This is a genomic window from Grylomicrobium aquisgranense, from assembly GCF_033971865.1.
In the GTDB taxonomy this organism is placed as follows: Bacteria; Bacillota_I; Bacilli_A; order Erysipelotrichales; family Erysipelotrichaceae; genus Bulleidia; species Bulleidia massiliensis.
The window spans coordinates 36,956-58,463 of sequence record NZ_JALBUR010000013.1; the positions used below are offsets into that span (position 1 = coordinate 36,956).

General features: G+C 48.4%; 20 protein-coding genes. 16 read left to right on the forward strand and 4 right to left on the reverse strand.

Translation table 11 applies throughout. The annotated features are described in order from the left end of the window. Positions 1-13: 13 nt before the first annotated feature. Positions 14-820 carry a ChbG/HpnK family deacetylase gene (locus tag MOZ60_RS06525; protein WP_370596061.1) on the forward strand — a complete coding sequence of 269 codons (807 nt, stop codon included), beginning with the start codon at positions 14-16 and terminating at the stop codon, positions 818-820. Between the two features lie 76 nt (positions 821-896). On the opposite strand, the gene MOZ60_RS06530 is transcribed toward MOZ60_RS06525, so the two are convergent. Together MOZ60_RS06530 and MOZ60_RS06535 are read right to left on the reverse strand one after the other, a co-directional pair. Then, the gene (locus MOZ60_RS06530) at positions 897-1,952 is read right to left on the reverse strand and encodes a ribonucleotide-diphosphate reductase subunit beta (protein WP_370596062.1); all 1,056 of its coding nucleotides are present in this window, start codon (positions 1,950-1,952) and stop codon (positions 897-899) included. A gap of 13 nt (positions 1,953-1,965) precedes the next feature. Beyond that, a complete protein-coding gene (locus MOZ60_RS06535; protein WP_370596063.1) occupies positions 1,966-4,479 on the reverse strand; it encodes a ribonucleoside-diphosphate reductase subunit alpha in 2,514 nt (837 codons plus the stop codon). Positions 4,480-4,627: 148 nt separating this feature from the next. On the opposite strand from MOZ60_RS06535, the gene MOZ60_RS06540 reads away from it, so the two are divergent. Further along, complete coding sequence (locus MOZ60_RS06540; protein WP_370596064.1) at positions 4,628-5,398, forward strand: ZIP family metal transporter; 771 nt, start codon at positions 4,628-4,630, stop codon at positions 5,396-5,398. A 64-nt stretch (positions 5,399-5,462) separates the two neighbouring features. Then, entirely contained in the window at positions 5,463-6,128 is a 666-nt protein-coding gene (locus tag MOZ60_RS06545; protein WP_370596065.1) for a CpXC domain-containing protein, read from the forward strand. A gap of 79 nt (positions 6,129-6,207) precedes the next feature. Here MOZ60_RS06545 and MOZ60_RS06550 read toward each other — a convergent pair whose 3' ends face one another. Further along, entirely contained in the window at positions 6,208-7,137 is a 930-nt protein-coding gene (locus MOZ60_RS06550; protein WP_108775635.1) for a hypothetical protein, read from the reverse strand. Positions 7,138-7,262: 125 nt separating this feature from the next. Between MOZ60_RS06550 and MOZ60_RS06555 the strand changes: the two genes are divergently transcribed. From MOZ60_RS06555 to MOZ60_RS06595, 9 genes are all read left to right on the forward strand, one after another. Beyond that, positions 7,263-9,128, forward strand: a complete 1,866-nt coding sequence (locus MOZ60_RS06555; protein WP_370596066.1) for a diguanylate cyclase — start codon at positions 7,263-7,265, stop codon at positions 9,126-9,128. A gap of 299 nt (positions 9,129-9,427) precedes the next feature. Next, positions 9,428-9,841 (forward strand): 30S ribosomal protein S12, encoded by a 414-nt coding sequence (gene rpsL, locus MOZ60_RS06560; RefSeq protein WP_108775633.1) that lies wholly within the window; start codon positions 9,428-9,430, stop codon positions 9,839-9,841. 20 nt (positions 9,842-9,861) lie between these two features. Beyond that, positions 9,862-10,332, forward strand: a complete 471-nt coding sequence (gene rpsG, locus MOZ60_RS06565) for a 30S ribosomal protein S7 (protein ID WP_108775632.1) — start codon at positions 9,862-9,864, stop codon at positions 10,330-10,332. A gap of 19 nt (positions 10,333-10,351) precedes the next feature. Further along, complete coding sequence (gene fusA, locus MOZ60_RS06570; RefSeq protein WP_108775631.1) at positions 10,352-12,430, forward strand: elongation factor G; 2,079 nt, start codon at positions 10,352-10,354, stop codon at positions 12,428-12,430. Positions 12,431-12,503: 73 nt separating this feature from the next. Continuing rightward, positions 12,504-13,697 carry an elongation factor Tu gene (gene tuf, locus MOZ60_RS06575; RefSeq protein WP_108775630.1) on the forward strand — a complete coding sequence of 398 codons (1,194 nt, stop codon included), beginning with the start codon at positions 12,504-12,506 and terminating at the stop codon, positions 13,695-13,697. 132 nt (positions 13,698-13,829) lie between these two features. Continuing rightward, positions 13,830-15,518: a GspE/PulE family protein gene (locus MOZ60_RS06580; protein ID WP_108775628.1), complete on the forward strand. Its 1,689-nt coding sequence runs from the start codon at positions 13,830-13,832 to the stop codon at positions 15,516-15,518. Then, positions 15,515-16,609 (forward strand): type IV pilus twitching motility protein PilT, encoded by a 1,095-nt coding sequence (locus MOZ60_RS06585; protein WP_370596067.1) that lies wholly within the window; start codon positions 15,515-15,517, stop codon positions 16,607-16,609. The genes MOZ60_RS06580 and MOZ60_RS06585 overlap by 4 nt, the downstream gene beginning before the upstream one ends. After that, the gene (locus tag MOZ60_RS06590; protein ID WP_370596068.1) at positions 16,606-17,817 is read left to right on the forward strand and encodes a type II secretion system F family protein; all 1,212 of its coding nucleotides are present in this window, start codon (positions 16,606-16,608) and stop codon (positions 17,815-17,817) included. The genes MOZ60_RS06585 and MOZ60_RS06590 overlap by 4 nt, the downstream gene beginning before the upstream one ends. 199 nt (positions 17,818-18,016) lie before the next feature. After that, positions 18,017-18,457: a type II secretion system protein gene (locus MOZ60_RS06595; protein ID WP_370596069.1), complete on the forward strand. Its 441-nt coding sequence runs from the start codon at positions 18,017-18,019 to the stop codon at positions 18,455-18,457. Positions 18,458-18,480: 23 nt separating this feature from the next. Here MOZ60_RS06595 and MOZ60_RS06600 read toward each other — a convergent pair whose 3' ends face one another. Beyond that, entirely contained in the window at positions 18,481-18,762 is a 282-nt protein-coding gene (locus MOZ60_RS06600; RefSeq protein ID WP_370596070.1) for a hypothetical protein, read from the reverse strand. Between the two features lie 435 nt (positions 18,763-19,197). Between MOZ60_RS06600 and MOZ60_RS06605 the strand changes: the two genes are divergently transcribed. The 4 genes from MOZ60_RS06605 (at position 19,198) to MOZ60_RS11575 (ending at position 21,035) form a co-directional block, all read left to right on the forward strand. Continuing rightward, positions 19,198-19,743 (forward strand): hypothetical protein, encoded by a 546-nt coding sequence (locus tag MOZ60_RS06605; protein ID WP_370596071.1) that lies wholly within the window; start codon positions 19,198-19,200, stop codon positions 19,741-19,743. A 24-nt stretch (positions 19,744-19,767) separates the two neighbouring features. Further along, entirely contained in the window at positions 19,768-20,214 is a 447-nt protein-coding gene (locus tag MOZ60_RS06610) for a pilin (protein WP_370596072.1), read from the forward strand. Between the two features lie 80 nt (positions 20,215-20,294). Beyond that, a complete protein-coding gene (locus MOZ60_RS06615; protein ID WP_370596073.1) occupies positions 20,295-20,843 on the forward strand; it encodes a type IV pilin protein in 549 nt (182 codons plus the stop codon). Positions 20,844-20,888: 45 nt separating this feature from the next. Next, positions 20,889-21,035, forward strand: a complete 147-nt coding sequence (locus MOZ60_RS11575) for a type IV pilin protein (RefSeq protein WP_371832638.1) — start codon at positions 20,889-20,891, stop codon at positions 21,033-21,035. The last annotated feature ends 473 nt before the right edge of the window (positions 21,036-21,508 follow it).

A 21,508-nucleotide genomic window follows, 5' to 3' on the forward strand; every position in this document is an offset into this window, starting at 1 on the left:
GAGTGAACAGGAAATGAAACTGATTGCACAGTCGGATGATTATGGGATTACACCAGGATGTGCCAGGGGTGCTCTTGAAGCTATCCGTCATGGCATTATCCGTAATACCGGTTTGTTTGCCAATATGCCCTGGGCAAAGGAATGTGTGGATGAGATTTCTCCTTTCTTAGATCAGATTGCCTTTGGCATTGATCTCAATGCGTCTACTGGTCCTTCTCTGCTGGGACATGAGGCTTTGCCAGCACTGACGAAGGAAGATGGTATGTTCTATGGTTCCCGTGAAAATCGGGCAATGGATACGGATGAAAATGGCCATGACCATCTGGCCGCTGTTTCTGACCAGCTGGAAGCGGAGTTTGAAGCCCAGATCAAGATGTACATAAAGCTGGTTGGCCATACACCGGATTATATCCACAATCATGCCTATGGCACTGCTACAACGATGGCCGTTTCACAGAAGCTTGCTGCAAAGTATCACTGCATCTGGACAGACAGCGTCATGAAGAAGGAAAATGTGGCGCCTGCCGGTATGGGCTGGTACAAGTTTGGGGCATCTCCTGAAAAGCAGCTGGAAGAGGATATGACAGGCTATCTTGTCAGTGATGCTGGCGGCATGCTTTCTTCAGGAAAGGAATATGGATATCTTGTATGCCATTGCGGCTATGCGGATGCCAGAATCTTTGCCTTGTCCAGCTTTAATCTCTGCCGGGCAAAAGATCTTGAAGCAGTCACGTCGGATGCAGTTGCCCAATGGGTAAAGGATCATGGAATTGAACTGATTACATTCCGTGATCTGCCTCGTGACTGGGAAGAAAAGTAAGGATATGGAAAAGGAAGCCGTGTATCAGGATATCTCCTGAACACCGCTTCCTTTTTTGTCTGCGTCTTTTGCTCTATCACAGCTGATCCAGATCATCCTCAATGGCACTGCTCTTGGCATAGGCTGAGCTGCGTGCTTCAAAGAAGTCTGTCTTGACCTGGTTGGCATCGGCGTACTGTGCGACCCATTTCATGGATTCCGGTTCTTCTTCCAGTCCTGGATACAAAGGTTTCAGGTTGATGGATCTGAGTCTGAGATTGCCCAGATATTTGATGTAGTCTTCCACCATCTGTTCATTCAGGCCGGGAATTTCATTGCCAATGACATATTTGCCCCATTCAATTTCCTGGCGGACACCTTCGTCGATCATGTCATAGATCATCTGGGTGTTTTCTTCATTGAAAAGCTGTGGTTCTTCATTCTGCAGAATGTGGATGATTTCCATGAACAGCCAGAGGTGGGTATTTTCATCACGGTTGATGTAGCGGATTTCCTGCACCGAGCCGGGCATCTTTCCATTTCTGCCAAGGTTATAGAAGAACATGAAGCCGGAATAGAAGTAGATGCCCTCCAGGATGAAGTTGGCGATGCATACCTGCAGGAAGGAGCGTTTGTCCTGGTTTGCAACAAATTCATTGTACAGATTGCCAATGAACGTGTTTCTCTTTAACAGGTGCTCATCTTCCTTCCACTGATAGAGAATGTTGTCTCTTTCCATCGGTGAACAGATCGTATCCAGCATATAGCTGTATGACTGGCTGTGGATGCATTCCTGAAAGGTCTGGATGGACAGGCACAGGTTGATTTCATTGGCGGTGACATACTGGCTGATGTTTGGCAGATTGGCTGACTGCAGAGAATCCAGATATACAAGGAAACTGAGAATTTTGTCATAGGCAGTGCGCTCTGCCGGCAATAGATTCGGGTAGTCGGACTTATCTGGATTCAGGCTGATTTCCTCTGGAATCCAGAAGTTGTTCATGGCATTGCGGTACCAGTCAGATACCCATGGATACTTCAGGTTGTTGAAATCGTTGATGTTGGTGGTGTTGAAGTTCAGCAGTCTTCTGTCTCGTACTTCAGTATCGCCATCGGGATTGAAAAGCGGCTTTCTTTGAATTTTCTCACTCATGCGTTTTCTCCTGTTATGCTGAGCAGCTCTCGCACTCTGATGGATCCAGCGAGCGGGAACGTACATAGTAAATGGTCTTGACCCCAAGCTGATCTGCCAGAATGTACAGTCTTAACAACTGGCTCATCTTGTATTCATTGGTAATCCAGAGATTGAAGCTCTGGGCCTGATCAATGTGGCGCTGTCTGACGGCAGCAGCTTTGACAGACCATATCTGTTCAATCTCATGGGCATTCTTGTAATACCACCATGTTTTCGGTGAAAGATCCGGTGCCACTCTTGGCAGAATTGCACCTTTCTTTTCCTCCAGATAGAACCGGTTCATGATCGGATCCAGACCAGCAGAGGATCCCACCAGAATGGAAGTTGAAGATGTGGGCGCTGTGGCCATGACATAGGCATTGCGCATGCCATATTTCTTCACTTCTTCCTTCAGTTTCTGCCATCTTTCACTCGTGTAATTCCTTCTTGCAAAGTATTCACCACTCTGCCATTCAGATCCTTCAAACAGGGAATAGCTGCCGCGCTCTTTGGCAAGTTCATTGGAAGCTTTGATCGCTGCGTAGCCAATATCCTCAAACACTTTGTCTGCGAATCTGAGATGATCTTCAGATTCCCATTTGATCTGATGCTTTGCAAGCATATGGTGATAGCCGGAGATGCCAAGTCCAACGGAACGATACTTATGATTGGTCAGTTTCGCTGCCGGAACAGGATAGAAGTTAAGATCGATGACATTATCCATCGCCCGGATGGCATCTGTCGTTACACGCTCCAGTTCTTCCTGATCATCCACATTGATATTGCCCAGGCATAACGATGACAGGTTGCATACCACATAATTGCCTGGCTTTGTCGCGGTCACAATCACATTCTCACCATTCTCTGTGGTGATGGTCTGTGAGACAATCTCGGATTCACTCATGTTCTGGGCAATCTCTGTGCACAGGTTGGAGCAGTAGATCATGCCGGCATGCTTGTTGGGATTGGCTCTGTTGACAGCATCACGGAAGAAGGCAAACGGTGTGCCTGTTTCCACTGCCGAGCGCAGGATCAGACGCACAATCTCTTTTAACGAAACTGTACGTTTGCGGATGCGGGCATCATGGACACAATCCAGATACTTCTTTTCCCATTCCTCTCCCCAGCTGTCTTCCAGGGCATATCCTTTTACCATGAGAATTTCATGGGGATCCATCAGATACCAGTTCTGGTTCAGGTTTTCATTGGCCATCTTCCAGAACAGATCGGGATAGCACACAGCCGGGAAGATATCATGTGCTTTCATTCTGTCATCGCCATTGTTTGTTCTCAATTGTAAAAACTCAGGCAGGTCCATGTGCCAGGCATCCAGGTATACAGCAGCAGCACCCTGGCGTACACCCAGCTGATCAACGGCTACGGCCGTATCATTGATGACACGGATCCAGCGGATGACACCGCCAGCCGCACCTTCAAACCCGCGGATACTGCCGCCTCTGGCTCTGACCTTTCCCAGATACATGCCCATGCCGCCGCCAAACTTGGATACTTCCGCAAAGTTGGAAATGGATGCATAGATGCCATCCAGAGAATCCGGCACGGTATCCACGAAGCAGCTGGACAACTGGTGGTATGGCTTGCGGGCATTGGCAAGGGTAGGGGTTGCCATGGTGACCTTATGCAGACTCATCATGTCATAGAAGCGTCTGACAATGGCAAGCCGGTCCTTTTTCTCATTCATGCCTAAATGCATGGCCACACCCATGTACATCTCCTGCGGGGATTCCATCCTGACATGATGGCGGGTGTGAATCACATAGCGCGATAACAGCAGATCGAGGCCAGCCCAGGCAAACAGCTTGTCACGGTCATCATCCATATAACCGGCAAGTGTATCAATGTCTTCTCTGGTATAGGCATCCAGAATGTAGGCACCATAGTAGCCTTCCTTTGTCAGCCAGACAATCTTGTCATAGAAGCTGTGAATGCCAAGCTTGTCTTCTTCTGCTCTGAGATCCTGATGGAACTGGTAAGCCAGCAGCCGGCCGGCAATCTTTTCCCAGCGCGGTTCTTCCTTGCTGGTGAGCTCCTCTGCACTGCGGATCAGCACTCCCATCCGTTCAGAAGAAGATAATTCTTCCTTATCCATGGACTGAAACTTCAATGCCAAACGTTTCAGATCATAGTCCCCGAAGTCCTTCTGAATATCAAACAGCACCTCATTCAGCTTCTCATCTTTCAGCAGAGAAGACAGCTGTAAACGCACATCACGTGCCTCCGTCCGTTTCTGACGATACAGAATATAAGCTTTTGCGACATCATAAAAGCCTTCCTTCATCAGGCTCTTTTCCACCGCATTCTGAATCTCTTCCACCGAGGCAGAATCACGGCCATCCAATTCCGCTTCCACAGAAGAAAGAATCGTATTGCCAAGTACATCTGTATATTCCTGATGCACCTGCACAAATGCCTTGGACACTGCATTTTTGATCTTATCCGGCTGATACGCCGTTACTGTTCCATTACGCTTGATTACCTGTTTCATCACCATTTCTCCGATTGCTCCAACAGTATCGAATCTTTGACTTCCCGGCAACAGATTTGACCGTACTGAAAGAGTACGCAGGAGAAAGTGAATAATTTGCAAGTATTCTGTAAAATACGCATACTAATAGCTGTAAAAGGAGTTTGATATGAGTCATATTCTCATTGGTATATTGATACCGTTTCTTGGCACTTCATTAGGTGCTGCGGTTGTGTTTCTGATGAAGAAGCAGATGAGTGAGAAGACAGGAAAGATTATGGAAGGCTTTGCGGCTGGGGTGATGGTTTCGGCCACGTTCTTCTCTTTGCTGGAACCTGCGCTGAGCCAGTCTGAAAACCTTGGCAGGCTGTCTTTTCTGCCGGCTTCCATTGGTTTTCTTGCCGGAATAGGTTTTTTACTTCTGCTGGATCATGTCATTCCGCATATGCATATGGATGAAAGCACGGAAGGACCGGATGTTGCTCTGCAGTCCAGCACCAAGCTCATCCTTGCTGTCACGATTCACAATATTCCGGAAGGCATGGCGGTTGGCGTTGTGTATGCAGGATATCTTGCCGGCAGTGTTTCTCTGGCATCTGCTCTGGCCCTGGCGATTGGCATCGCCATCCAGAATTTTCCGGAAGGTACGGTTGTGTCTGCACCGTTGATGGCAGCGGGCATGAAGCGCTCGAAAACATTCCGGTACGGTGTACTTTCAGGTGCCGTGGAGCCGATTGCTGCCCTGTTTACGATCTGGGCAGCAGATCTCGTGGTGCCGATTCTGCCATATTTACTGGCTTTTGCGGCTGGTGCCATGCTGTATGTTGTTGTAGAGGAACTGGTGCCGGAGATGTCAGAAGGAAAGCATTCCAATATTGGAACGATTTCCTTTGCACTGGGCTTTGTGATCATGATGATCCTGGACGTTGCACTTGGTTAAGATTTGTTTTCCCTGTCGACATGTTGTGATGGATTCAGGTATGATGTGGGCAGGAGAAGAGATCATGGAAAAAATCAAGAATGTATATACAACCAAGGTGACCTGTGGTGCGTGCGGGAAAACAGGTGACTTTACGGTTCATCAGCTGATGGATACGTTACAGGATCCTCAGGCTGCCAGTCATATTCTGGATGGGTCGGCGTTTTACTACAGATGTCCGCATTGTGGTGAGCAGACAGCACTTTCTTATACATGTCTGTTTCACGATGGCTCTAAGAAACTGCTGTATGCACTGGCTGACAAGGATGAAGATGCCGCAAGGTTCCAGCAGCTGTTTTCCGGGCAGAAGGAAGATGGTTTCCCGGATGCGGTGCAGGCATGGATCAGTCAGTGTACGTGCCGCATTGTCAGATCAGTTCCGGATCTGCAGGAAAAGATTGTTCTTGCCAGTCTTGGCCTGGATGACAGGGTGATGGAAATGTGCAAGTATACGGCGGTCAGTATTCTGCTGTCTACCAAGCGTTTTGACAACATTGTGCACGCCTGGTTCAATACGGATGGCGACAGGTGGGAACTGGTTGTGGATGACGGGAAAGAGGATCTTGCTTTTGCACAGATGCCAAAGCAGATGTATGAAGATATGGCAAAACAGATGCCGCAATTGAAGAATGACAAAAGTTTTGTGGTGGATGAGGCCTGGGCATCCCGCCAGGCCGGCAGAATGAATTAAAATTTTGAAGATATGGCTGTGTGCCGGTGCATACAGCCTTTTTCGTATGCAAAAACAGCAGCCGCATCTGCAGCTGCTGTCATCTTCTGGTCTTCTTTTCTGCTTCTTCTTTATTGCTGGCAACCCATTCCAGTTCGTATTCACCTGTGCATTCCAGAATGCCGCCGTCAGTAAGGTCGATGCACTCTTCATTTTCATAGTAGTCTTTGACTCTGCCGATGGAATCACGGATATGCAGGCCGTCATCCTTGACTGCCTTTACCTTGTAAATACCTGGTTTCAGGGATCTTGGGATTTCATAGACACCCGGGGTGATGGTGAGTTCATTGTCATTGCGGATGTAGATCAGGTGCTGCTGCTTGTTGTTGGCAGCCGCATTGACCTTGCGGAAGAAGCGCTCCCGCATGAAAAACAGATCTGCATGGGCAACCTTATATGTATAGGTATACTTTCTGGTCACCACCTGAATCTGGTCTGTCTCACCTGTATTGCGCTTGACAAAGCCCAGCCGGTGGCAGTTGATAAACTTCTCAGACAGGAAGTACAATGCGACTTCACTTTCATACAGCATGCCCTTGACTCTCTGCAGATCGCTGCGTGAGGTGTCTTCCGGTGCATCGGCCAGGTTGACAATATCCTTGCGCTGAATATCCGCAATGGAGGCTACGGCATTGGCAGCAGGAATCTCACTCTTTTTTACAGTCATCTCGGCTTCGACGGCATTGATACAGTGTTCTCCCTCATGCATCATCACCCGCGGCAGGGGATAGAACCTGGCAATGGCCGTGCCGGGATCATGTGTTTCCAGATAGGCATCCATGATCATATCGCGCAGATTGGGGTGGGCTGTTACCAGCTGCTGGAACAGGTCAAACTGCACGGGAAGGCCGTACGACTGAATGATCGCGCGGCAGTTTTTGCAGATATGATGGCCGTCTGAAAGACGGATTGTTCTGCCGAAGAGCCCGCCGCTTTCTTTCAGGCAGAAATCGCAAACGTTTTTAGCCATGGAAACACCTCCGGTCTACATTATAACGATTGCTGTCAAGCTTGAAAAGCAGACAGCATTGTTTACTTCATGATACAGCAGAATCGAAGCGTGCTATACTAAAAACAAGAAGCTGTGGGGGAAACATGACATATAAGGTTGCGTTTCTGACATTTGACTGGAATTACATGATGATGACCGGTCTTCTGAAGGGAATCAGGACTCGTCTTGGCAGGGAGAAGGACGTCCGTTTTTACGTGTTCAATGCGCTTGCACGCTATCTGGATGAGCAGATTGAGGAAGGTGCTCTGGAAATTTTCAATCTGTGCCATCTGCAGGATTATGACGGCATTCTGCTGCAGGGAAACAGTTCCTGGCCGGTTGCCCAGAGACAGCGTATTGTGGATGCGGCTTATGCGCTTGGCATTCCGGCTGTCTCGGTGAACTATCCGCTTGATCATGCTGTGTATGTGGGGACGGATAACTATGGGGCCATGTTTGAGATGGTGAAGCATGTGATTCAGGTTCATCATGCCCGCAGGCTGTATTATGCCAGTGGTCTGCAGAGCTCGTATGAGTCTCAGCAGAGGGAACTGGGCTTTCTGGATGCCTGCCGCCAGTATGGCATAGAGGATGCCATGGTTGTCAGCCATGGCTGGCAGGAACAGGATGGGGCAAAGGCGGCGGCGTTCTGTCTGGCCAATGGGCTGCCGGATGCCTTGATCTGTGCCAATGATTCCGCTGCCCGCGGAGCCGCTGACTGGTTTGCGGCACATGGCATCAGGATCCCGCAGGATATTCTTCTGACGGGGATTGATGGCCAGAATGCCAGTGATGAAAAATTTCCGCAGATTACAACGATGTTCCGGGATTATGAGAAAATCGGAGAACAGGCGGCTGGTGCCATCATATCCCTGATGAAGGAAAAGAAGAAGATTTCTTCTGTCTATGTGCCTGCCCGCCTGGTCCTGCATGATTCCTGCGGCTGCAATAGTGAACAGGAGGATCCGTCATATCTTGTCAATGCGTATGGTGTACTGATGCGGGAGGCTCACCGCTTTCTGCGGATACAGTCGCATGATCTGCCGGCACTGTCGGCAGCTGCCAACCTGGTGGAGCTGCTAAAGGAACTGGAGAAGGAAGTCAGTCATGCCGGTCTGAATCATCTTGCATTATTGCTGGATCAGAGCTATCTGGAGAATTATGAGAATCCGGACAACTGCCGTCATTACAGCCATACGCTGAATCTGATGGTGTGGGCACCGGCGGATGATCATACAGTGGAAGCGGATTCTGTGTATCACTGCTATGGACAGGTGGAATCGAGTCAGATTCTGCCTGAAGAAATGCTGCAGCTGAGCAATTTCTACCTGGTGCTGCCCCTTCGCAGCAACCGTCTTGCCATTGGCATAGTCGTGCTGCCGGAGATACCAGAGATGATGGAGTATGGCTTCCTGGCCATGTATCTGTCAATGATTGAAAATGCACTGGAGAATGTGCGGCGCAAAGTGGTGATGACAAAGCACAATCAGCTGCTGGATGATCTGTATCTTCATGATTCTCTGACGGGATTTTTCAACCGATTTGGACTGGAGAAGTATGGCAGTATGCACTACAAGGAAGTGCTGGCAAAGTATGGAAGAGTGTATGTTGCGTTCATCGATATCGATCATATGAAGCAGATCAATGATACGTATGGCCACAAGGCAGGAGATGAGGCAATCAGTACAGCAAGCCGGATCATCCGTCTGGCAGTGGACAGAGATGCTTTTCTGATGCGCTATGGCGGTGATGAGTTTGTGGCAGTCTGTCAGGCACCGGTCAAAGAGGCTATTGAGAAAGTATGTGCTTCTGTATTGAAGAAAGAAAAGACCAGACTGAATGGACTGAGCGTTGGTGAGGTATGCATAGACGATGCAGTGCCTCTGGATCAGGCCATTGCCCGGGCAGATGACTATATGTATCAGACCAAGCACAGTCATGACGGTATGGTTGTCAATGTGGCCAGATAATCACTGGAGCAGCGATTATCTGGCTTTGCGCTGTTTCCGCTTTATTGTACCCCTGGGGAAAAGCCAAAACAGCGATGCTTCATGCAAAACAATTCAGCGTGATAGTGCTGCTGCACTGCGTTTTGCAATTTAGAATCGTTTGCTGTTTCATCAAAAAGTGCTTGACGGGGGGCGGGGAAACAAATAGAATTGATTCGCTTAGTGAAAACGAGCTTTACGTGTGCGTAAAGCTTATATTTAGGCTAAGAGGCGGCACACTTGGTTGTGTGTGCATGAAACAAGATGGAAGGAGATTATAGATGCCTACAATAAACCAGTTGATACGCAAAGGGCGTACCGATAAAGTTTACAAGTCAAAGTCCCCGGCTCTGAACAGAGGTTTCAATACTCTGCACAGCCGTCCGACAAAGCTGAGTTCCCCGCAGAAGAGAGGTGTCTGCACCCGTGTTGGTACAATGACACCGAAGAAGCCTAACTCTGCGCTTCGTAAGTATGCCCGTGTACGTCTTTCCAATGGTATGGAAGTGACTGCTTATATTCCGGGTGTTGGTCACAATCTGCAGGAGCATTCCGTGGTTATGATCAGAGGCGGCCGTGTCAAGGACCTGCCTGGTGTTCGTTATCACATTATCAGAGGCACTTTGGACTGCGCTGGTGTTTCTGATCGGAATCAGAGCCGTTCTCTGTATGGTGCTAAGAAGCCGAAGAAGTAATAGATAGGAGAAGATAGAATATGCCAAGAAAAGGTTATGTAGCAAAGCGCGACGTACTGCCGGATCCGATCTATAACTCCAAGCTGGTCACAAAGCTGATCAACAGAATCATGCTGGATGGCAAGCGTGGTACGGCTCAGACAATTCTGTACGATGCATTTGCAGATATTGAGAAGAAGACGGGTGAGAACCCGATGGAAGTATTTGAGAAGGCTCTGGGCAATGTGATGCCGCAGCTGGAACTTAAGGTCCGCCGTGTTGGCGGTGCCAACTATCAGGTTCCGGTTGAAGTCAGTGCTGAGAGAAAGCTGACTCTTGGTCTTCGCTGGATTGTCAACTATGCGCGTCTGAGAAATGAGAAGACGATGGAGCAGAGACTGGCAAATGAGATCATGGATGCGGCCAATGGTACTGGTGCTTCTGTGAAGAAGAAGGAAGAGACACACAAGATGGCTGAAGCAAACAAGGCGTTTGCTCACTATCGCTGGTAATTGAGGGAAGGAGCTAAAAATGCCCAGAGAGTTTCCATTAAACAAGATTCGTAACATTGGCATCATGGCCCACATTGATGCCGGTAAGACAACAACTACTGAGCGTATCCTTTATTACACAGGTAAGATTCACAAGATCGGCGAGACACATGATGGTGCTTCGCAGATGGACTGGATGGCCCAGGAGCAGGAAAGAGGCATCACGATTACTTCGGCTGCGACAACCTGCCACTGGAAGGACTGCCAGATCAATATCATCGATACACCAGGCCACGTCGACTTCACTGCTGAGGTTGAGCGTTCTCTGCGTGTTCTGGATGGTGCGGTAACAGTTCTTGACTCCAAGGCTGGTGTTGAGCCGCAGACTGAGACTGTCTGGAGACAGGCAACTGAGTACAAGGTTCCGCGTATCGTATTCTCCAACAAGATGGATGCGACTGGTGCTGACTTTGACATGAGTGTCAGGTCCATCGGCGACCGTCTGGGTGCCAAGGCTGCTGCAATCCAGATGCCGGTTGGCAAGGAGAGCACATTCCGCGGCATTATCGACCTTGTTACAATGAAGGAAGAGATGTATGAGAATGACCTTGGCACAAACATCAAGGTTGAGGACATTGAGCCTCAGTTCCTTGACAAGGCCAAGGAGATGCGTCAGACCATGCTGGAGGCAATTGCCGACTATGATGATGATCTGATGATGAAGGTTCTGGAAGGTGAAGAGCCGACTGTTGAAGAAATCAAGGGTGCGATCCGCAAGGGTGTTCTGACTTCTGAGTTCTTCCCGGTTCTGTGTGGTTCTGCCTACAAGAACAAGGGTGTACAGATGCTGCTGGATGCCGTTGTTGACTACCTGCCTTCTCCGGTGGATGTTCCGGCTATTGTCGGTCATCTGGAAGATGGTACAGAGGAAGACAGAAAGCCTTCTGATGATGAGCCGTTCAGTGCTCTGGCATTCAAGATTGCGACTGACCCGTTCGTCGGCCGTCTGACATACTTCAGAGTATATTCCGGTACTGCTACTGCTGGTTCCTATGTGCTGAATGCATCCAAGGACAAGCGTGAGAGACTGGGCCGTATCGTGCGTATGCATGCCAACCACAGAAAGGATATTACTGAGGTTTATGCCGGTGATATCGCTGGTGCTGTTGGTCTGAAGTACACAGGTACAGGTGATACGCTGTGTGATGAGAATCATCCGATTATTCTTGAGTCCATGGTCTTCCCGGATCCGGTCATTCAGATGTCCGTTGAGCCGAAGACAAAGGCTGACTCCCAGAAGATGGATGATGCTCTGGCTAAGCTGGCTGAAGAGGATCCTACTTTCAAGACATATACGGATGAAGAGACAGGTCAGACCATCATCGCTGGTGTTGGTGAGCTGCAGCTGGATATCATCATGGACCGTATGAGAAGAGAGTTCAAGGTTGAGGCTACTGCTGGTGCACCGCAGGTTGCTTACCGTGAAACCATTACCAAGGAAGCTGAGGTTGAAGGCCGCTTCATCCGTCAGTCCGGCGGTCATGGTCAGTATGGTGACGTCTGGATTCGTTTCTCCCCGAACCCTGGCAAGGGCTTCGAATTCGAGGATGCTACAGTTGGCGGTTCCGTTCCGAAGGAATTCATCAAGCCTACTGAGCAGGGTCTGGAAGAAGCACTGCCGAATGGTCTGGTTGCAGGCTATCCGGTTGTAGATATCAAGGCTGTGCTGTTCGATGGTTCCTATCACGATGTCGACTCTTCTGAGCAGGCATATAAGATCGCTGCTTCTCTGGCACTGAAGGAAGCTGCCAAGAAGTGCGGTCCGACCATTCTGGAGCCGATCATGTCTGTTGATATCACTGCCCCGAGTGAGTACCTTGGTACCATCATGGGCGATGTCACAAAGAGACGTGGTCAGATTCGTGAGCAGGAAGAGACAGGCAATGCAATCAAGGTTAAGGCATACATTCCGCTGGCATCCATGTTCGGCTATGTAACGGATCTGCGTTCGTTCACACAGGGCCGCGGCATCTATACGATGCAGATGGATCACTATGAGGAAGTGCCGAAGAACATTGCTAAGGAAATTATCGAGAAAAACAGCACTGCTTCTAAGTAATGATTGATTTTAAAAACTGTATAAATTAGAATACATACAGGCTGACTAAAAAAACCAGGAGGATAAAAGTATTATGGCTAAGGAACATTTCGACCGTACGCTGGAACATGTCAACATCGGTACTATCGGTCACGTTGACCATGGTAAGACAACACTGACAGCTGCGATCACTAAGTATCTGTCCGAGCATCCGGAAGATGGCAAGGCCGTATTTGAGGCTTATGACAAGATCGACGGTGCACCGGAAGAGAAGGCTCGTGGTATTACGATTAATACTGCACACGTTGAATATCAGACAAAGAAGAGACACTATGCACATGTTGACTGCCCAGGTCATGCTGACTATGTCAAGAACATGATCACTGGTGCAGCGCAGATGGATGGCGCTATCCTCGTTGTTGCTGCTACTGATGGACCGATGCCTCAGACTCGTGAGCACATCCTGCTCGCCCGTCAGGTTGGTGTTCCGAAGATTGTCGTATTCCTGAACAAGTGCGACATGGTTGATGATGATGAGCTCATCGACCTGGTTGAGATGGAAGTTCGTGAACTTCTGAATGAGTATGGCTTCGATGGCGATAACTGCCCGGTTATCCGTGGTTCTGCTTATCAGGCTCTGCAGGGTGATCCGAAGTGGACACCGGCTATCAAGGAACTCCTTGATGCTGTTGACACATACATTCCGGCTCCTGTTCATGAGTTCGATAAGCCGTTCCTGATGGCTGTCGAGGATGTCTTCACGATCACTGGCCGTGGAACTGTTGCTACTGGCCGTGTTGAGCGTGGCAAGCTGAACATGAACGATGAAGTTGAGATCGTTGGTCTGAAGCCGACCATCAAGACTGTCGTTACTGGTATTGAAATGTTCAGAAAGACTCTGGATTATGCTCAGGCTGGTGACAACATTGGTGCTCTGCTCCGTGGTGTCAACCGTGATCAGGTTGAGCGTGGACAGGTTCTGGCTAAGCCGGGTTCTGTTACGCCTCATACAGAGTTCAAGGCTCAGGTTTACGTTCTGACAAAGGAAGAGGGCGGCCGTCATACACCGTTCGTTTCCAACTACCGTCCGCAGTTCTATTTCAGAACAACTGACGTTACCGGTGTCATCACTCTGCCGGAAGGCACAGAAATGTGCATGCCGGGCGACAACGTCGAGATGACAGTCAACCTGCTGGCTCCGATCGCTATCGAAAAGGGAACACGTTTCTCCATTCGTGAAGGCGGCCGTACAGTTGGTTCCGGAAACATCACTGAAATCATTAAGTAAGTGATACACAAAGATGCCGAAAGGCATCTTTTTTGTTGCGTTTTTCCAATCAGGCGGCTTGCTGGCTGGGTTATCATCCTGTTTTGGTGTATATTCTTACTGTACAATTATCAGGTTCTTTGGAGGTCTGCCATGAAGAATAAGAGACTTGGTGAAATGCTCGTGGATGCCGGTGTGCTGACCAGCGAGCAGGTGAATAAAGCATTGGAGCTGCAGAAGGGTACTGGGAAGCGTCTTGGTACGGTATTGATTGACAATGGGTTTATTACGGAGTCACAGCTGATTGAGACGCTGCGTATGCAGCTGGGCATTGAGTTTGTGGATCTCAACAAAGTGAAGATTGATCCGTCTATGGCACAGGTTGTGCCCCGTAATATTGCCAGGGCGTACCGTGTTGTCCCGGTCAGGATTGAGAACAGTCAGCTGTATCTGGCAATGGAAGATCCGCTGAATTTCCGTGCGCTTGAAGTGGTGCGTGAGGCGACCAGACGCAAGGTTGTGCCGATGATTGCCTACAGCAATGCCATCAGCCGTGCTCTGAGTGTTCTGTATGAGAATGAAGGTGCTGCCCTTGCCATCAAGGAGATGAGTGAGGAAAGAGGACTGACGATTGGTGCGGCTGCGGATGAAAAAGAGGTGCAGGATGAGGCTTCATCGGCACCGACTGTCAAGCTTGTCAATAGTATTCTGGAGCGTGGCTTTGATGAGAAGGCAAGTGATATTCATGTGGAGCCGCATGAGGAGAATATGACGGTGCGGATTCGTGTGGATGGTCATCTGCAGGAGATTCTGACGATTCCTTCACAGCTGCAGTCTGCAGTTGTTTCCCGCTTCAAGGTCATGGCCGGCATGAATATTACGGAGCGCAGGATTCCGCAGGATGGACGTGCCCAGTTCCGCCGCAGCAATGGCCAGACTATTGATCTGCGTCTGAATACGATGCCCACGATCTTTGGCGAGACGGTTGTCATCCGTATTCTGTGGCGTGATGCGGCAACGCTGACCAGAAAAGGCATTGGCATCACAGATCGTGACAATGCCAAGTTTGATCGTATCCTGCATAATTCCTCCGGCATGATTCTGATTGTTGGTCCTACCGGATCTGGCAAGACTAGTACGATGTATACGATGATTCAGGAATTGAATAAACCGGATATCAATATGATTTCTCTGGAAGATCCGGTGGAATACCAGATTGAGGGTGTTACCCAGGTCGCAATCAATGAGAAAGTGGGACTGACTTTTGCCAGTGCATTGCGTGCATGCTTGAGACAGGATCCGGATGTGATTTGTGTAGGTGAGATCCGTGATGGTGAGACAGCTGAGATTGCGCTGCGGGCAGCTATGACTGGCCATCTTGTGCTTTCTACGATTCATACCGAGGATACGATCAGTGCGATTGACCGTCTGCGTGATCTTGGCATTGAGCCATATCTGATTGCGTCCAGTGTCAGAGGCATCATCTCGCAGCGTCTGGTCAGACGCATCTGTCCAAACTGCCGTACGCAGATACAGCCGGATCCATATCTCTGTGATCTGGCCGGCATCAAAAATCCGTCCCAGTTCAGATTCTATAAGGGAAAAGGGTGCCACATGTGCTTTGGCTCCGGTTATAAAGGCAGAACAGGTGTGTTTGAGATTCTGCCTGTGAATGCAAAGATCCGTGATGCAATTGCCAGAGGGGAAAACAGTACGGAGCTGCGTGAGGTAATTGCCAGTCAGGGTGATTTTGTACCGATGATTGCCAATGCCCGTGATCTGGTTGAAAATGGCGTGACAACGCTGGATGAAGTTGTGCATCAGGTGGTGACGGTAGAATGAAGTCGCTGGAACAGATTGTTGCTTTGGCAAAAGAGAAGGGTGCTTCTGATATTCATATTGCGGCGGGAGTTCCTGTCAAGCTGCGCATTGACGGTCAGCTTGAGAATATGGATGATGAGATTGTGACTGGTCAGGATTGTGATGACTATGCCAGACTGCTGGATCCAAAGGGGTTTGATGGCATCAGCAGGATTGGTGAGAGTGATGGTGCCGTGCAGATTGATGGCAGCCGGATCAGGATCAATCTGTACCGGACGGATGGGGCGATGTCACTGGCACTGCGCCTTCTGGCTGACCGTATTCCACAGTTGAAGGAGCTTGGACTGCCGCCGGCAGTAGACAGCTTTGCGTCCATGAAGAAGGGGCTGATCCTTGTGACTGGGGAAACCGGATCCGGCAAGTCTACAACCCTGGCCGCCATCCTGAATCAGATCAACCACACAAGAAAAGAACATATCATCACCCTGGAAGATCCGATCGAATATGTCTATGCACCGGATCAGTGCCTGATCTCACAGCGTGAGATTGGCAGGGATACGCAGTCATGGACAGATGGACTGAAATCTATTCTGCGTGAAGATCCTGATATTATCCTGATTGGTGAGATGCGGGATGCGGCCGCAATGGAAATTGCACTGACGGCAGCAGAAACAGGACATCTTGTCTTTTCTACCGTGCATACCAATGGTGCTGTGGATACGGTTGACCGTGTTGTTTCTGCTTTTCCGGCTGAGCGCCAGGAGGAAATTCGCGTCCAGCTGGCTTCTGTCCTGAAAGCAGTATTGTCCCAGCAGCTGCTTGTCAGAAAGTCAGGACATGGCAGAGTGGCTGCCTGTGAGCTGATGATGGTCAATGCGGCAATCCGCAACCAGATCAGAGATGGAAATACCCCGCAGATGCAGTCTTCACTGCTGGCTTCACGCAGTATTGGCTCACTGTCCATGGACAACTGTCTGCTGGACCTTGTCAGAAAGGGTATGATCAGTGCTGAGACAGCTGCAGAGAATGCTGTGAATCAGGAATATGTACGCAAGAGTGCAGGCATGAGCATGTCCTTTGTGAAACAGACACAGATGGGAGGATTGCGATGATATCGTACAAATATACAGCCCAGTCAAGGGATGGCGCCAAGGTATCTGGGGTACTGGATGCCGTGGATGAATACGCTGCGGTGGCAAGCATCAAGCAGGAATATCCGATTGTCCTGTCTATTGCAGAAGTAAAGCAGGGCGGCATGCATGATCTTTTGAACAGGGAAATCAATACGAAGATTGATCATAAGGCACTCAGTGTCATGTGCTCGCAGTTTTCCATCATTCTCAGCTCTGGCGTTGCCATAGACAAGGCAATCATGATGGTAGCAGAGCAGACCCGTGACAAGAGACTGAAGAAGATGCTGGAGAGCTCTGCAAAGGATGTTGCCCAGGGATCCACGATGGCAGATGCCTTTGAGAAAAACTGCCCCCAGATCCCGGTTCTGTTCATCGAGACAATCCGGGCAGGAGAACTGTCCGGTACGATTGACCATGCCTTTGCGACACTGCAGGAATACTATGAGAAAAGCTACAAGGTCAGCCAGAAGATCAGACAGGCACTGTCCTATCCGATCTTTGTCCTGGTTGTGGCAGTTATTGTCATTGCCATCGTTATGATCGTTGTCATGCCGACATTCATTTCCACATTCAATGACCTTGGTGGTGAACTGCCAACCATGACCGTTATTCTCATCCATATCTCTTCCTTCTTCAGCAAGTGGTGGCCAATCATCCTGGCAGTGATTCTTGCGGCTGTTGTTGCGGCAAGAATCGCAGTATCCACCGAAAAAGGAAGACTCTGGTGGGCCAAGCACAAGCTGACATCGCCCATCACCGGCAATATCAATACCCTGCAGGGCGCGACCCAGTTTGCCTCTACGATGGCCGCACTGACACAGGCAGGCATGACCGTATCCGATTCCCTGCGCATTACCGCCAAAGTGATGGACAACTATGCATTACAGAGAGATGTAGCGCCTATGGCTGAAAAGGTTGAGACCGGACATACTCTGGGCGAAGTCATGAAGGAAAGCAAATACTTCCCACATGTTCTGGATGAAATGACTGCCGTCGGTGAAGATACCGGCGAACTGGGAAAGACACTGACAACCATCGGCGACTATTACACCAATGAATACAACTATGCTGTACAGAAAGCCATTGGCAAGATCGAACCAACCATGCTAATCATCATGGCCTTCATTGCCGGCTTCATTGTCATTGCCCTGTACCTGCCGATGTTTACAATGTACAACTACATGTGATGCAAAGGAAGAACCCCGCGGATTTACAACAGGCAATAAACCCTGACAGTTTCAGTAATCTATCATAAAATATTACAAAATACTCAACATATTACAGATGGATGATTGAACGAAACAGGTACAAATGCTAGCATAACAGTGACGAATCTCTACTCAAAAAGGAGGGATTCCAAACCAAAAAAACAAGGAGAGGATTATCATGAACGATTCAAGAAAGAAAAAGGGCTTTACACTCGCCGAACTGCTCATTGTAGTTGCAATCATTGCAGTTCTTGTTGCTATTTCAATTCCGATCTTCACAGCACAGCTGGAGAAGGCAAGAGAGGCTACTGATGCTGCTAATATCCGTGCTGCGTATGCTGAGCTCTCTGCTGACGCATTAACAGAAACAGCTATTAGCGCTGACAAAAAAGAAGGCGACATTACATTAAAAGCAACTACAGGCTCAGCCGCTGACGGAAATCTTGTTTATAAAGCTGAAATTAAATTGCATCAGACTCAGGCAGACTGGCAGAGCGACGCATTAAAGGATGGAAGTATTGGTGGGATTTCTGCCGGCACCCCTGGTAAGGGCGCGACAAAAGCAACCTTAACCATTCACGAAGATGGAACGGCTAGCACACTTGAATATGATAAATAATTAGCTCAAACGCTCCAATAGTCTCAAAAAAGAAGGCTCGAGATTATCAAGATAATCTCGAGCCCTTTTTTTAGGAAACTACTTACCCCCATGGTAATGGTCAGCGTGCCATCTTTCGCAATTTTAACGGTGGCCTTAGTATTGCCTTCAGCAATATTAAAGTTATTCTTTGCTACCTGGTTGCCAATCTTAGCTTCTTTGTTATTATCTGTCCAGTCGGTAGTCTTCTGATGAAGAGCAACCTCCTCTGAGGCAGAGCCATCAGTGCTATTATATGTAGCATTGCCAGAGTTTGCCTCTGTCAATACTGCAACTGAACATTCAGCATAAGCTGCACGAATATTAGCGAGGTCAGTAGCCTCTCTAGCCTTCTCCAGCTGTGATGTGAAAATTGGGATGCTGATAGCAACTAAAACGCCCCTGAGGCATGTATTCGTGACCTGCTCTGCACTATTACGCGTGCCTGTCCATCGCTTGTAATGATCCTAGACTATTGCGCAGAATGAGGCCGTTTTTCGCAGATTTTGGAACCTGCGGTCGTAAATATAAGTTACCTATGATGATGGCCCATCAGCCAATAGGGAGATGACCGGGATGGACCATCTGATCTTCAATTTCCAACGTGTACATTTGCGCAGAATGAGGTTGTTTTCCGCAATTTTAAGAACCTGTGGGCGTAATTAAATTTACGGAAAGCATTATCTGATTCTTTATTCATGAGATTATGATGGGGGAGTAATATGGGTATTCAAGAACGGGACTGGTATCAAAGAGACCAGCGCGCAAAAGAATATAAGGCGGCAGGCGTAAAATATAAAAACTCACTGGGCTGGTACTACAGATTGAATGGATATGATTTCGGTCCGTGTGATAAAGACAATATCTGCCGGTTGATGCGAGAGCACAGACTTGATGACAGCAGCCTGGTAAAACACGGGTCTGGCGAGTGGATGCAAATCTCAAAGCTTCGGAAGGAGTTCCCGAAGGGTGGGTATATTTATTCGCAGAATAGAACTACCATAGTGAGCGGAAATGCAAAGGGCAGATTTTCTTTAAGCATAGCTGGCATCATTCTTGGCGCAGCTTCACTTTTGTTCGGCGTAAAATGTCAATGGAATATCGTTAACATGATCATCATTTTCGCACTGAGTGTTCTGACACCATCTATCCTAAAGACGGAGTGGAAAAGGAATAGATCATTTTCTACGATAGGAATGATAGCTGCGATTGTACTCGTACTTTTGGCTATTTATCTGATCTTTCAGTTATATGGGGCGTTATTATAGTTATGAGAGGGCGAGTGATGCTCAATGAAAAAGAATAAGAAGGGCTTCACCCTTGCTGAACTCCTCATTGTGGTTGCGATAATCGGAGTGCTCGTGGCGATATCCATCCCGATCTTCAATAATCAGCTAAGGAAAGCAAGGTTTGCGACCAATCTTGCAAATGCTCGTTCAGCTAAAGCTGCGGCAATTGTCGCGTACTTGGATACCGGCAAGCTGGGATGGACCTATGATATCCGTACTGGAACCGTGACTGCGATCCATGATGCATGGGATCGTGCAACGGAGGATGGACGAGAAAGAGCAGGACTAAGTAGAGAAGGCGGTTGTGTTATAGGATGGATAACAAGCGACCCTTCGAGCTGGGACTTAAATAATTTCAGTGGTCTTGGCGATCGGATATATCACAGAATAGGTGTTGATCTGAAGAAAGATGGTAGCGGTACAGTAGATTACTATTACTTCTATAGATAGTGTTGAAGGCTGCTTTGGCCTGTTGATGTAAGAACCGATTTAGAAGACAATATCAGACTCAGAAGGGCAGGTGATTACAGATGAGGAGAAAATTGAATAAGGGCTTTACATTAGCGGAGCTCCTGATCGTGGTTGCCATAATCGGAGTACTGGTGGCGATATCCATCCCGGTTTTCGCAAAACAGAAACTGAAAGCACAGGAGGCTGTTGATAAGGCTAATCTTCGTGCCGCCTATGCAGAAGTGATGGCAGCTGCTGCATCTGATCCGGATCACTCGTGGTATGTTCCTGTGAAGATGACTCATCAGGGACAGGGTAATAACGGAAATATCCACAGACAGTTTGCACTTGCAGGAAATGATGAAACGATTGGCGGTGGCATCAAAACGTTAGGTATCAATCGACCAGAAGGAGAGAGCAGGACTCTATATGTTGTTCTCTATACGTCAAAAGCGTTACAACGTATGCATGGACATAGTTTATGGAATGATAACTATGGGTATTATTTGGAACGCGAATATGGAATAACAAATAGTGCAGATACAGAATATATCGAAAACCCCAAAATAGTTATAGCAATGGGAACTGCAAGTGGCATATACGCGTTCGATCTGAAAAAAGCTGAATGATTTAATCAAGCAAGGACATGAAGTATAAAAATGAGGTGATCACAGATGAGGAGAAAACAGAATAAAGGTTTCACACTGGCAGAGCTCTTGATCGTGGTCGCCATCATTGCTGTGCTCGTCGCGATATCCATCCCGATCTTCAATAATCAGCTGTTATGTAAAAGCCAATGTCAAGTGCTAGTTTCGGATTGATTCAATATTTTTTGTCTGCTGTTGAAGGCATGAGGAAAGAGTCTCGGATTTTCAACAGTTCGCGGTATTTAGCCATTCTGTTATTCGTGTATCAGGGACAAATGCTCTCCCACCCCACAGGCCAATGGTTTCGCCGCCAGCTCTGCTGTCTAAAATCGTGGATCACCATGGAAACGTGCCATCATAGCTGAACCGCAGATAGCTGAACCATCCAGTTCAAATCCGGGCTGCTCCTTCCTGATGCCTTCAGTCTAATTCATATCCCTCCTGTTTCTATGTTTCTGTCATTCACTGATTTCTTCTGCATTGTTCAACGTATGTCCTGGCTGATACCTTGCAATCGATAAAATCATCTTACGCAAGAACAGTATGAATATTGCCTGTCATCATTCCCCATATAAAGCATGCCAGCTCACGTGCTATGGCTACTGTTGCTTTGTTATGGCTCTTTCGATTGTGAAGCACAAGACGCA

What these genes read in the sequence shown, in the direction of transcription:
- MOZ60_RS06525 (WP_370596061.1), top strand. Translation starts at nt 14, where the DNA reads ATGAAACTGATTGCACAGTCGGATGATTATGGGATTACACCAGGATGT.
- MOZ60_RS06530 (WP_370596062.1), bottom strand. Translation starts at nt 1,952, where the DNA reads ATGAGTGAGAAAATTCAAAGAAAGCCGCTTTTCAATCCCGATGGCGAT.
- MOZ60_RS06535 (WP_370596063.1), bottom strand. Translation starts at nt 4,479, where the DNA reads ATGAAACAGGTAATCAAGCGTAATGGAACAGTAACGGCGTATCAGCCG.
- MOZ60_RS06540 (WP_370596064.1), top strand. Translation starts at nt 4,628, where the DNA reads ATGAGTCATATTCTCATTGGTATATTGATACCGTTTCTTGGCACTTCA.
- MOZ60_RS06545 (WP_370596065.1), top strand. Translation starts at nt 5,463, where the DNA reads ATGGAAAAAATCAAGAATGTATATACAACCAAGGTGACCTGTGGTGCG.
- MOZ60_RS06550 (WP_108775635.1), bottom strand. Translation starts at nt 7,137, where the DNA reads ATGGCTAAAAACGTTTGCGATTTCTGCCTGAAAGAAAGCGGCGGGCTC.
- MOZ60_RS06555 (WP_370596066.1), top strand. Translation starts at nt 7,263, where the DNA reads ATGACATATAAGGTTGCGTTTCTGACATTTGACTGGAATTACATGATG.
- rpsL (WP_108775633.1), top strand. Translation starts at nt 9,428, where the DNA reads ATGCCTACAATAAACCAGTTGATACGCAAAGGGCGTACCGATAAAGTT.
- rpsG (WP_108775632.1), top strand. Translation starts at nt 9,862, where the DNA reads ATGCCAAGAAAAGGTTATGTAGCAAAGCGCGACGTACTGCCGGATCCG.
- fusA (WP_108775631.1), top strand. Translation starts at nt 10,352, where the DNA reads ATGCCCAGAGAGTTTCCATTAAACAAGATTCGTAACATTGGCATCATG.
- tuf (WP_108775630.1), top strand. Translation starts at nt 12,504, where the DNA reads ATGGCTAAGGAACATTTCGACCGTACGCTGGAACATGTCAACATCGGT.
- MOZ60_RS06580 (WP_108775628.1), top strand. Translation starts at nt 13,830, where the DNA reads ATGAAGAATAAGAGACTTGGTGAAATGCTCGTGGATGCCGGTGTGCTG.
- MOZ60_RS06585 (WP_370596067.1), top strand. Translation starts at nt 15,515, where the DNA reads ATGAAGTCGCTGGAACAGATTGTTGCTTTGGCAAAAGAGAAGGGTGCT.
- MOZ60_RS06590 (WP_370596068.1), top strand. Translation starts at nt 16,606, where the DNA reads ATGATATCGTACAAATATACAGCCCAGTCAAGGGATGGCGCCAAGGTA.
- MOZ60_RS06595 (WP_370596069.1), top strand. Translation starts at nt 18,017, where the DNA reads ATGAACGATTCAAGAAAGAAAAAGGGCTTTACACTCGCCGAACTGCTC.
- MOZ60_RS06605 (WP_370596071.1), top strand. Translation starts at nt 19,198, where the DNA reads ATGGGTATTCAAGAACGGGACTGGTATCAAAGAGACCAGCGCGCAAAA.
- MOZ60_RS06610 (WP_370596072.1), top strand. Translation starts at nt 19,768, where the DNA reads ATGAAAAAGAATAAGAAGGGCTTCACCCTTGCTGAACTCCTCATTGTG.
- MOZ60_RS06615 (WP_370596073.1), top strand. Translation starts at nt 20,295, where the DNA reads ATGAGGAGAAAATTGAATAAGGGCTTTACATTAGCGGAGCTCCTGATC.
- MOZ60_RS11575 (WP_371832638.1), top strand. Translation starts at nt 20,889, where the DNA reads ATGAGGAGAAAACAGAATAAAGGTTTCACACTGGCAGAGCTCTTGATC.